Here is a 13,036-nt window from a genome sequence, read left to right as displayed (position 1 = left end):
TCCCCGAGTTCGGGGATTTTTTTATTTCATGTTCTTAAGGTTGATGACTTCTTGCGATGTTAAAAAACGCCAATGACCTCTAGGAAGATCTTTTTTGGTGAGTTCTGCAATCATTACTCTATCCATCATTTTGATTTCGTAACCCAGTTGTTCAAAAATTCTTTTCACAGTTTTGCTTTTCAGCCCTTTGACTCTAACTCCTAACTCTCTTTTAGAACCTTGATCTGTATACGTGATCTCTTCTACCTCTACAAAAACATCATCGATATTTAACCCTTCTCTGATTTTCAGCAAATCGGCATGTGAAAGATTTTTTTCTAATGCAATATGGTATAAATGCGTTACCGAACTAGAAGCATGATTCAATTTTTGAGAAAGTGCCACATCGTTTGTAAACAACAAAAGTCCTGTAGAAGGCCTATCTAATCTGTCAATTGACGAAATTCTAGATTTTGTAGCATTGGAAATTAGCTCTAAAACAGAACGCTTTCCTACTTCTAAATTTGGTAAAACCGCAAAGCCTTTTGGCTTGTTAAGTAAAAGATACTCTACTTTTTCTGGAGTGATCAATCTACCGTCAAATTTTACTTCATCTGTTGGATTCACTTTGTAACCCATCTCGGTTACCGGCTCTCCATTTACCAACACATTTCCAGATGCGATGTAAATATCTGCATCTCTTCTAGAGCAAACACCAGAGTTTGCTATATATTTATTTAATCTGATTCCTTCAGATTTTTTTATAGGAGCATTTGAAGCAGGCTTTTTCTTTTCCCATTTTTTCTTAATTGGCGCATTACCTCTTGTGAAGCTACCTTTTTTATTTCCGCCTCCTTGTCTACCTGATTGTTTTCCTGATGATTTATCAGTTCTACTCATAAAATAATTTTTTGCAAAGATACAATGTTTTATTTCGAAAAGAGAATAATTATAACAGTTCGAAAATCAGAATTTTACAACTTAAAGAATTCTATTTATCACCAATGAAGTATCCACCAATAAAATACTAAAAACTCCTGTAATGATGATGAACTTTAAAATATTGTGAAGTATAAGATATCCTTTCTTTCCTTTTGCCTTCCAAACTAGCACAATAAAAAGTACGAGAAAAACAGAAGCGAAATAGAAGTAGTATTCCATTTTTCCAATATTATACCTACTGATGAGTAAGTAACCGGGAATTAGCGTTAGAAGCACTGTAAAGGTTATAATATATTTTGACCACTTTTCTCCTAATTGAACAGGCAATGTTTTGTAATCATTTAATAAATCTCCCGTTAAGTTTTCTAAATCTTTTACAAAATCACGCAACAAAATGAGTAAAAATAAAAATACCGCATGTACAAAAATTACATGTTGGTAGTTTCCGTAGTAAACAAATACCGCAAAGAAAGGAATTATAGAAAGTGTTGCTGAAACTATATTTCCCACTAAAGGAATTTTCTTCAATCTATGGCTATAGAACCACAACCAAAATATGTATAAAGAGAAAAAAATTACCGCTTTGAAAGAAACGTAACTCGCTGCAATAACTGACAGTAAATTCAAAATAAAATAGACTATTAGCTGCGTATTTTGCCGCATAAGCCTATCTATTTTATACTTGAGTGGTTTGTTTATTATATCTTTTTCAGCATCGTAAAAGTTATTGATAATATAGCCACCCGCAATGGCCAATGCGCCTGATGTCACGATCATAAATAATTTGACATCCAATAAAACCTCTTTTAAAGAATGCGTATCTGGCGCTAAGATGAAAATGGACGCTAAATATTGTGCTAACGTAATTACTAAAATATTCCATCCTCTAATTACAGAGAACAGGCTTAGTAACTTAAGCAACGCTATTTTTGTAATGCGTCGTTTAGACATATAAAGTATTTATGGAAAAAAGTATGTTAGAAGTTATATACAACCTCCAATTTATGATCTTTCAATGCTTTTCTAGCTTTATCAATATCCTCTGTAAACCCAAGAATATAACCTCCACCACCAGAACCACAAAGTTTCAAATAGTAATCATTGGTTTCAATTCCATTTTTCCAAAGTTCATGAAAACTCGCCGGAATCATTGGTTTAAAGTTATCCAAAACAACGTGAGAAAGCTCTTTTATATTATGAAAAAGCGACTTTACATTTCCTTTCAAAAAGTCATCAATACAAGCATCGGTATGTTTTACAAACTGATCTTTTACCATTTTTCTAAAACCTTCTTGCTTCATATTCTCCATGAAAATTTGAACAAGAGGCGCAGTTTCCCCAACAATTCCACTATCTAATAAAAAGACAGCTCCTTTGCCACCTTCTTTTTGAGATGGAATGCCTGCAGGCTCAATATGATCTTTAGAATTAATAAGAATTGGAATGCTTAAATAACTATTTAAAGGATCTAAACCACTAGAATTTCCATGGAAAAAAGATTCCATAGCCGCAAAAATGGTTTTTAATTGCAATAATTTTTCTCTTGTAAGATTTTCAAGAACTGTAATTTTATCGTTGGCATACTCATCATAAATAGCGGCTACCAAAGCACCAGAACTACCTACCCCATATCCTTGAGGAATAGTACTATCAAAATACATTCCTACTTCAATATCTGATTTTAAACGGTCGAAATCAAATGTTACAAGTGATGGTTGTTTAGACTGAAGCTCTTCTAGGTAATCAACAAAAGCAGCTAGGCTTTCGTTAGATTTCAAAGCAACATCAGAAGAATTTGCATCATTTTTCAATGCTCCTTTGTAAAAATTATAAGGTATAGACAAGCCTTTGGAATCCTTGATGATTCCGTATTCACCAAAAAGTAAAATCTTTGAATAAAATAGAGGTCTTTTCATTTCTTTAAATAATTACAAGAGAAGCGTTTATAATTGCACCGCGCCTAAACCAACCTTGTCGCAAATATACTGTTGGTTTTCACAAAATACAACTAACTCATTCTTAATAAATTCCAAAACAGCATCTTTTTCTGCTTCTGGATACAATAAGTGCACATTTGCGCCGGCATCCAACGTGAAACACAAGTGAAGTTTTGTTTGTTTTCTGAACTCCCAAACTTTTTGAATAATCTCTAAAGTATTAGGTTTCATCAATATAAAATAAGGCATACTCGTCATCATCATAGCGTGTAGCGTTAACGCTTCGCTCTCCACCAACTTTATAAACCCTTTTAAATCTCCGTGTTTTAAAATTCCTTTAAGTGTAGCAATATTTTTTTCAGCTTGCTTGAAACGTTTTTTAGCAAAAGGATGGTAATGCATTAAATCATGCCCTACCGTACTGCTTACCACTTTTTCACCTTTATCAACAAGTAAAATACAATCTTGATAAGTAGTAAATACTTCGTGGAGTTTATGAGGATATGGGATCGCCAATTCGTTTGAAGAATTTTTGATACTATCATTTTCTCCCCAAACCATTATAGGTCCTTGAACACTTCTACAAGCACTTCCTGAACCTAAACGAGCAACAAAAGAAGCTTTTCTATCAAAATAATCTTTCTCTAGATCTCCTTTGGCCATTTCCTTTTCCATACTCATTAAGCAAAGCGCCAAAGCACTCATACCACTTGCCGAAGAAGCAATACCACTACTATGAGGAAAAGAATTAGATGTTTCAATAGAAAACTCATAATCCTTCAAAAAAGGAAAATAGCGCTCTACGTTCTCAAAAAATTTTTCAATTTTTGGTCTAAAACTTTTCTTAGATTCGCCATCTAACAAAACATCAAAAACATATTCTTTGGAAGTTTTATCTAACGGTTTATAACTAAGCGTTGTTGTGGTAACACAATCGTTTAGCGTAAAGCTCAACGATGTATTCGCTGGAAGTTGAATGGGCTTTTTTCCCCAGTATTTTACCAATGCAATATTACTAGGGGATTTCCATGTAACTTTGCCTTCGATCTTCTGTTTTCTGAGTTTTTTTGAAGGCACAAATTCTTTTTCAGACATGCTATTCTATTGCTTTCTTAACAAAGATAATTGATTCTTGGTTTCTCTATATAGAAATAGGCATGAAAATTATGATAAATAAATGTTAGCGTCTAGTTTTCAGCAATTGACTTTGCTACCAAAAATCCGCTTGTCCAGGCATTTTGAAAATTAAAACCGCCGGTAATTGCATCAATATTTAATACTTCGCCTGCAAAAAAGAGGTTCTTATGAAGTTTACTTTCAAAAGTTTTGAAGTTGATTTCTTTTAATTTCACGCCACCTGCTGTAACAAACTCTTCTTTAAAAGTACTTTTCCCGTTGATATTGAAAGTAGCTTGCGTTAACTCCTTTGCCAATTGTTGAAGTTGCTTTTTTGTACTATCGGCCCAGCGAACTTCTTGTACTTCACAAGCAACTACTATAGATTCCCAAAGCCTTTTTGGAAGTTCGAAAATTCGTGAATTTATGATCTGTTTTTTGGGATTTTCCTGCTTTTCTGCTTTCAACATATCTAATACTTCTTCAAAACTAGCATGTTGCAACCAATTGATTTCAATTTGAAACTGATAATTTTTTTCATTTAAAATTCGAGCTCCCCACGCAGATAATTTCAAAATAGCGGGACCACTCATTCCCCAATGAGTAATAAGCAACGGTCCTTGCGAACTTAACTTACTTCCTAAAACTTTAGTACTTACATTGGCTACAACACCCGGTAAATTTTTGATGCGAGCATCTTTTGAATTGAATGTAAACAAAGAAGGTACGGGTTGAATAACAGTATGACCAAGCGTTTCTAAAAGTTTCCAAACCTTTGGATTACTACCCGTGGCAACCACTACTTTTTGGGCTTCTATTTCCAAATCACCCGCAACAACATTAAACTTATTTTGGTTTGGCTGTATCGTTTTTACGGTATGACCACGCAATACCTTTACGCCATATTTTTCCGCTTCCTGAAGAAAACAATCTATAATGGTTTGTGAATCATCTGAAGCGGGGAAAACCCTGCCGTCTTCTTCAATTTTTAAAGCAATTCCTCTTTCTTCGAACCACCCCATTACATCACCGCTCATAAAACTATGAAATGGACCTCTAAGTTCTTTTTCTCCTCTAGGATAATTTTTGGCTAGCTCATTCGGAATGAATTCGGCATGTGTCACGTTGCAACGCCCGCCACCAGAAATTTTCACTTTTCCTAACACTTCTTTTCCACGCTCCACAATGGTCACACGAAGATTTGATTGCTGAGCTATATTTATGGCAGAAAAAAAGCCGGCTGCGCCACCACCAATTACTAACACATCTGTTTTCATGCTAGCAAAGATAAAGGTTTTAAGCTAGTTTTATTTCAAAGCTTCTGCAACTCTATCAGGATAATTTGTAATGATACCATCAACTTTAAAATTGATCATTGCATGGATATTTTCCAAACTATTTACCGTCCACGGAAATATCTTAAAATGTAACGATTTGATCTTAGCTACATTTTCTGAAGTTAAGTTTTTGAAAGCAGGATTTATAGCTATTGCTTTCAGCTCTTGTGCTATAACAATACCTTCTAAAGGATCTCCTTCTAATAGAATGGCGATAGCTATATTTTCATCTAAAGATCTCATTTTCTCTAGTTCATCCCAACGAAAACTTGATATGATAAAATCTGATTTTTCCCAATTTTTAAGTTGTATACAATCCTGAATAATACGGTATGTATCAGTTGCGGTATTTGCACCTTTCAGTTCTATATTCAATTTACATTTCTTATCAATCGTGTTTATAACCTCTTCTAAAGTTGGTATTTGTAAACTATCTTTTAACGCTATTTCCCTAAGTACTGTAAAACTAAAATCTTCTATTGAGCCTGTAGAATTAGAAAGTCTATCCACTGTATCGTCATGAAAAACAACAATTTCGCCTGTTGCAATTTTATAAACATCAATTTCAATCATATCTACATTTAGCTCCAATGCTTTTTTAATAGATGGAATTGTATTTTCCAATTCATACCCCATAGCTCCTCTATGACCTATAATAATTGGTTTTGTTTCCTGAGCTTGAATATTGTTGATTAGTGTCGCCATAAACATGAGAAGTATAAAATTTTTCATAGACATTATTTTCACCTAAAGTACATCAAATACACGTTTATAGCTATTATCTAAATATTAAAAAAGCCACCCAATTGAATCGGGTGGCTTTTACCAATAATTATTATGAAAAAAGCGGGTTACTTTTTAATAACTCTAATTGTCTCTGTTGCATTTGCTGCATGGATAGTCACCAAGTATACTCCGGTTTCTAAACCAGCCATATCTACAACATTGTTATTTAATTTAACATTCATTTGCTGACCTAGCATATTATACACTTCAACAGAAGTAGCGTCTACACCAGATATAGAAAGTTTATCTTGAACAGGGTTTGGATAAACTTTTACCAAAGATGCGTTTACATCTTTAACAGAAGCAGCAGCCGAAGAATATTTAATACTTGCAGCAAAAACATTCACTACACCATCTCCTGAATCTTTCTGAATAGTAATAGAACCTATAGTTTTTTCATGATGAATTTGACCAATTAAAACTTCAATCTCATACAATCTTGGATTTCCACTTGGGTTCTCTAAGTTATCATTTGTTAAATTGATTCGACCAATACCTGAGATCGCCACAGGAAGATCAGACGAATTAAACCAGTTTGGTACTGTGTTGGTATAGATTGTTTGAGATGTTCCATCTGTAAAATTGATAGATCCTGTGATATCACCTGCTCCACTTCCAGAAGTAACCAATAAATATAACTTTTCAGCTGGTTGTGCCGCTGCAATGGTCATAGTTCCACCATTATCAGCTCCAGAAGTTTCAATTCTTAATGAGTTATTACCTGAATAATCACTCATTTGGTAGCTTAATCCTGCTGTATTAGGACTACTGATTACTCCAGAAACAGGAAGTCCGTAAGTTAAATCATCATCTGATTCATTCACTTTAAAATCTGCACTTATATAAGCATAGTTAGCTCCATCTACATCATTGGTTGTAGAAGTTGTACTACTACCAACTCCATTTGCAATAACATCGTAATTCTGACCTCCAGAAATTTCTAAAGAAGTATAGCCTCCGTAAGAAAATGGACCCGACCATGGACTATAATTTACACCGTCTGCACATACAGAGCGTACATAAAATTCTGAAACAGTACCTGCAGAATAAGTAGATTCATAGGTAGTTGCTTCAACTAAAGTTCCTGCTTCTGTTGGCTCTCCAGAACCTTCTTCTTGTACTACAATTTCCCAAGAAGTTGATTCATCGTCTGTCCAAGATAATGTAGCCGTGGTTGGTGTAATATCTGTTGCAGTAAGATCTGTTGGAGCAGCACAGTAGTCACTTCCAAACGTCATAAAATCATCTATACTTAGGTAATATTCATTTGTAGAAACTGCTTGTATTGCAAAATATATGGTTTGACCTTCATAAGCCGAAAGATCATACTCATACTTTGTATAAGTACCTCCAGGTTGCACACTAGAAGCGATTACATCTGTAAAGTCCGTCTCGTAATTTCCTGTAGTAGAAACCAACACATTAAATTCTTCTGCCCAATAATCACTATAACTCTTCGACCAAAAAGAAACCATATCTGAAACATGACTTTCAACAGTAAAAGGTGGCGATATCAAATAATCATCATGAGCTGTTGAATTATAGGATAACCTCATTGAATAGCTACCAGTATGCGCATAAGATTCACTGTTATAGATAACCCATTGGTTAGCCCCACCACCATTAATTACACTCCAACAACTAGGCAATTCTCCACCTTCAAAACCTTCATCGATCATAGTAGTAGCTTCACAAGCCGTGGTTACCGAAATACTAACCCATTCACTATAACCATCTTCCTCACCACAATCTGTTCTTACATAGACATCAAAAGTTGTATTAGGTATCATTTCGGTAAACTCATAAGTAGCTTCGGTCACAGCTGTACCAGATTCTGGAGCCTCTTCACCAGACTCTACATAGGCTATTTCCCATGCTGTATTATCTCCCATATCCCAAGAAACTGTAAAGGAATCAGAAGTAATGGCAGAAGAAACAATATTTTCAGGAACTAAACAGTAAGGTTCTGCAAAAGTTTTAATATCATCAACACTTAGATAAAGCTCATTTGTAGACACTGCTTGAATTGCAAAGTAAATTGTTTGCCCTTCATAAGCTGAAAGATTATACTCATACTCTGTATAAGTTCCACCTGGCTGAACAGAAGACGCAATAATATCCGTAAAATCTTCCTCTTCATTTCCTGTTGTAGAAACCAATACATTAAATTCTTCTCCCCAATAATCGCTATAACTTTTCGACCAAAATGAAATCATATCTGAAACATGATCTACTACTGTAAATGCAGGAGTTATTAAAAAATCATTATGGGCTGTTGAATTATACGTTAATCTCATCGAATAGCTACCAGTATGAGCATAAGATTCACTATTGTAAACTACCCATTGATTTGAACCTCCTCCGTTTATAATACTCCAACAGTTTGGAAATTCTTCATCTTCAAAACTTTCATCTATAGCTGTAAAAGCTTCACAAGCCGTTACAAAAGTTACCATTGTCCAAGAACTATAACCATTGGCCTCACCACAGTTAGCTCTTACATACACATCATATTCTGTATTAGAAGCAAGCTCAGTTACATCAAAACTAGTTTCTGAAGTTTCTTCTCCAGATTCTGGCGCATCTAAACCAGCCACTTGAAGAACATACTCAAAAGTATCTTGATCTTCAGAACCTGCTGTCCATGTAACAGTTGCAGATGTAGTTTCAATAGCTGAAATAGTAATTTCTGTAGGAGCTACACAAGAAACCGGCGTAGTAAAGTTATATGGACCAGCCCAATAACTATATCCAGAAACCGAACAAACAGTTCTTACATATACATCGTAAGATGTTTCAGGATCTAAATCTGCAAACTGATATGTTTCTACTGAAACAGCAATTCCAGAAGTTGGCGCTTCAGCTCCTCCCTCTACGATGGCTACTTCAAAAGTATCTCCTTCTGCATAACCTGTCCATGAAAAAGTTGCATCAAATGCATTCACTGTATCTTCTGTAACATCTGTTGGAGCCTGACAATCTGCTGCCAATTTACCTGTAACAGCAAACAAGTTAAATACTCCTCCAGAACTATCTTTGGTAATTGTAATACCAGTTACTGTTTTACTTTGGTTAGCTGCATCTACCACAACTGTTAATTGATAAATACGAGGATTACTGCTATTAGATTCAAAAGCCGCTGTAGTAGTTCTACTTTTACGACCAATACCAGAAATTAATGGATTTGAACCTCCGAACCAATCAGACACTGATAAACTTGAAAAAGCCTGTGTGGTTCCATCTTCAAAATCAATAGTTCCACTAACAGTAGAAGCTCCATCACCAGAAGTTACAGCCATATAAATAGTCTCGTAAGACCCAGTTTCGGCAAAAGTAACAGAACCTTCTGAAGATTGCGTTTGCAATCTCAACACATTGTTTTCGCTGTAATCAGCTAACTGAAATGTTAAGTCCGAGTTAGAAGAATTGGTTAAAATTCCGTCTGAAGGTAATCCGGTTGTTACAGAAGAACCTCCCTCTGTAAATTGTGTACCGTATGCTGCAAAAACATAATTGGCAGCATCAACAGAGTTCGTAGTTGTTACACTAGCCGCTCCAACTCCGTTTGCCACTACATCTTCTGTAAAACCAGTAACAGTAAATTGTACATAATCAAGTGGATCAAAAAAAGGCAGCGCATTGCTCTTTGCAGGCGGGTTGTCTATCGAAGATTTTGGGGAAAAACTTGCTAGAACACAAGCTGATGATAGAAGAAACAAGTTTTTAAAACCCTTTCTTCTCCATGAAAAGTAGTTTTTCTTCATATTATTGGATGATTAATTAGTTTACACAAACTTAACAAAATGAATTTGTCAAAAAAATTAAATTATTATAACACATTAATCATTCATTAACAAAAATGAATTAATTTACCTCAATATTTTAACATAAATTAATATTATTCAAACAATAATCATATTTAACGAATTTTAGATTTAAAAAAGAAATATATTTTGCTAAATCGTTAATTCTGTTACCATTGCGCTCTAATGCAATTTTTCACAAAAAAACTTCTTAAGTGATTTAATTTTGAAAAAAAAAAGAAACCACCCAAAAAAATGGGTGGTTTCTTACTATTTTAAGTTATCGAAGTTTACTTCTTGATGACTCTAATTGTCTGAGTTGAATTACTTGAATGAATAGTCACAAGATAAATTCCTGTATTTAAACTACTCATATCAACAACATTCTCAGTTAATTTTACAGACATTTGTTGCCCTAACATATTAAACACCTCAACACCTGAAACAGTAACTCCAGAAACTGTTAATTGATTCTGAACAGGGTTTGGATATACCTTAATAGCAGCCTGATGAACACCTGCAACAGCTGCAGTTTCTCCTGAATACTTAATACTAAAAGCAAATACATTTATTACCCCATCTGCAGTATCCTTTTGAAGCGTTACAGAAGAAATCACCTTGCTTTGATTTTCATCGAAAACATCAATAGCAAGTTCATAGATTCTTGGATTACCAGAAGGATTCTCTGTGTTGTTATTTGTTACATTAATTCTACCAATACCAGAAATAGCTATTGGCAAAGAACTCGAATCATACCAATCTGGAATTGAAGAAGCGTCTATAGCCTGTGTAGTACCATCTGCAAAATTTATAGTCCCCGTAATAGTACCGGCAGCACTACCTGCTGTAAGTGCCAAAAATAATTTTTCAGCTGGTTCAGCATTACTAAAAGTAATAGTTCCGCCGTTATCTGCTCCGGTTGTTTGCATTCTCAATACATTATCTTGATCATAATCATTAATATCATAGATTAAACCAGATGTACTAGCACTGTTAAAAATTCCATTTGAAGGCAAACCAAAGCTTAGGTCACTAGCCTCTTCTGTCGCTTTAAAATCATTTGATACAAAAGCATAATTCCCTGTATCTACAGATGCATTTGTAGATTCTGAAGCATCACCAACTCCGTTAGCTATAACATCTGCATTCAATCCTCCAGAAACTTCAAGAGGTTGATAGCCACCAAAAGTAAAAGGTCCAGACCAAGGGCTATAGTTTACACCATCTGCACAAATTGTACGAACATAGAATTCTGATAAACTACCTGCGTCATAAGTAGCATCATAAATTGTAGCCTCTACAGTAGTTCCCGCTTCTGTAGGAGCTCCTGTACCTTGCTCTTGTACAACAATTTCCCAAGAAGCTCCCTCTTCATCTTCCCAAGAAAGTGTAGCTGTTGATGGAGTAATATCAGTCGCTGCCAAATTTGTAGGAGCAGAACAATAATCACTTCCATAAGTCAATACGTCGTCTACATAGATTCCTGCATAAGCACTCTCTAGATTCCCTACGATTGCTACATAAATTGTCTGTCCATCATATGCTGATAAGTCATATTCATAGTACGTATAGGAAGTAGCTAAAGAAACATTTGAAGCAATAATATCTGTGAAATCGGCCTCTGAAGTACCGGTAGTTGATACTAATACATCAAAATTAGCATCATAATATGAAGATCCTCTTCTGGAATAAAATGAAAAAATATCATTTGAATGCTCTTCTACAATTAAGCCTGAAGATATTAGATAATCCTGTTGAGCAGAATATCCATATAATCGCATAGACTTAGTTCCTGAATTTGCATAATAACTATAATCATAAACACTCCATACATCAGAACCAGAAACGTTTATTGACGACCAACAATTTGGAAAATCTCCGTTATTATAATCATCAAAATTTTCATCAATCATAGTAACGGCTTCACAAGGAGTTGTAAAGCTGGTAGACTCCCAATAACTATATCCTGATACAGAACATATTGTTCTTACATATACATCATAGGTTGTTTCTGGCGTAAGCTCTGTAAACGTATACGTTTCTTCAGTAACTGTAGTTCCTGTTGTTGGCTCTTCTGCACCAGTTTCTACGATGGCAACTTCAAAAGTGTCTCCTTCTGCATAACCTTCCCAAGAAAATGTAGCATCAAATGCTGATACATCATCCTGTACTAAACTAGCTGGAGATTGGCAATCTGCTGCTAATTTTCCACTTACAGCGAATAGGTTTAAATATCCTCCAGAATCCTTTTGGATAGTAACTCCTGTAACTGTTTTACCTTCGTTTGCAGCATCAATTGTAACATTTAATTGGAAAATTTTTGGCCCATTTGAAAAATTTTGAAGCCCATTGTCATTTCGGTTACCACGGCCCAAACCTGCTATAATAACATCTCCTGATTGATACCAGTCTTCAGCAACCAAAGACGAAAAAGACTGTGTTGAACCATCTTCAAAGTCTACGGTCCCACTAAATGTCGTAGCACCACCACCACCGGTAACGGCAAAATACAAAGCCTCATAAGACCCTGTCTCTGCAAAAGTTAAACTAGTTTCTCCTGTTTCACCAGCATCACCAATACGCAAAACATTGTTTTCGCTATAATCTGCTAATTGAAAAGTAAGATCGTCAATAGACGAACTAGTTAAAATACCATCAGTAGGTAAACCATAAGTAGTTCCAGTTGAAGATTCGGAAACCTGGGTACCTATTTCTAACAAGCAATAACCAGTACCGTCAACATCGCTTGTGGTAGACAAACTAAAATCTCCCATACCATTGATAATAACGTCTTCATTAAACCCTGAAACTGTGAATTCTACAAAATCCTCTGCATCAAAGAAAGGCTGAGGATTTACTCCATCATTGGCAGGAGTAAATGCCGTAAGTACGCATGCCGATCCTAAGAAGAAAAAGCTTTTAAAACTTTTACTTCCAAGGCGAAAGTAATTTTTTTTCATAATAATATTGGTTGGATAATTAATTTAAGGTAAAGTTAATAAAATCGTTTTAGCCCTTAAAATTTGATCGATTTTGTAAAAATATTAATGAATATTGTTAAAATATAACAAACTGTTAAAATTTCATAATCATTATTATCTTGATAAAAATAATAACCAAAAATTGATTTTAAGAA

The 13,036-nt window shown here is 34.8% G+C and carries 8 protein-coding genes; all 8 read right to left on the bottom strand.

Annotated features, from left to right (window positions below):
• Positions 1-21: 21 nt before the first annotated feature.
• Positions 22-879, bottom strand: coding sequence for a pseudouridine synthase (locus BM383_RS01290; protein ID WP_093021896.1), 858 nt, complete (start codon positions 877-879; stop codon positions 22-24).
• Between the two features lie 81 nt (positions 880-960).
• Positions 961-1,872 carry a geranylgeranylglycerol-phosphate geranylgeranyltransferase gene (locus BM383_RS01285; RefSeq protein WP_093021893.1) on the bottom strand — a complete coding sequence of 304 codons (912 nt, stop codon included), beginning with the start codon at positions 1,870-1,872 and terminating at the stop codon, positions 961-963.
• Positions 1,873-1,898: 26 nt separating this feature from the next.
• Positions 1,899-2,837 (bottom strand): mevalonate kinase family protein, encoded by a 939-nt coding sequence (locus BM383_RS01280; protein ID WP_093021890.1) that lies wholly within the window; start codon positions 2,835-2,837, stop codon positions 1,899-1,901.
• 27 nt (positions 2,838-2,864) lie between these two features.
• On the bottom strand, positions 2,865-3,953 hold the full coding sequence (locus BM383_RS01275) for a diphosphomevalonate decarboxylase (protein ID WP_093021887.1): 1,089 nt from the start codon (positions 3,951-3,953) through the stop codon (positions 2,865-2,867).
• Between the two features lie 92 nt (positions 3,954-4,045).
• On the bottom strand, positions 4,046-5,251 hold the full coding sequence (locus tag BM383_RS01270) for a BaiN/RdsA family NAD(P)/FAD-dependent oxidoreductase (RefSeq protein ID WP_093021884.1): 1,206 nt from the start codon (positions 5,249-5,251) through the stop codon (positions 4,046-4,048).
• Positions 5,252-5,281: 30 nt separating this feature from the next.
• Complete coding sequence (locus BM383_RS01265) at positions 5,282-6,043, bottom strand: glycerophosphodiester phosphodiesterase (RefSeq protein WP_245766502.1); 762 nt, start codon at positions 6,041-6,043, stop codon at positions 5,282-5,284.
• 119 nt (positions 6,044-6,162) lie between these two features.
• The gene (locus tag BM383_RS01260) at positions 6,163-9,861 is read right to left on the bottom strand and encodes a T9SS-dependent choice-of-anchor J family protein (protein WP_093021878.1); all 3,699 of its coding nucleotides are present in this window, start codon (positions 9,859-9,861) and stop codon (positions 6,163-6,165) included.
• A gap of 329 nt (positions 9,862-10,190) precedes the next feature.
• Complete coding sequence (locus tag BM383_RS01255; protein ID WP_093021874.1) at positions 10,191-12,860, bottom strand: T9SS-dependent choice-of-anchor J family protein; 2,670 nt, start codon at positions 12,858-12,860, stop codon at positions 10,191-10,193.
• Positions 12,861-13,036 lie beyond the last annotated feature (176 nt).

It is taken from the genome of Pustulibacterium marinum (assembly GCF_900116665.1).
Lineage (GTDB): Bacteria > Bacteroidota > Bacteroidia > Flavobacteriales > Flavobacteriaceae > Pustulibacterium > Pustulibacterium marinum.
The sequence above is the reverse complement of the archived record's forward strand: the minus strand, read 5'-3'. Positions and strand labels throughout refer to the sequence as shown.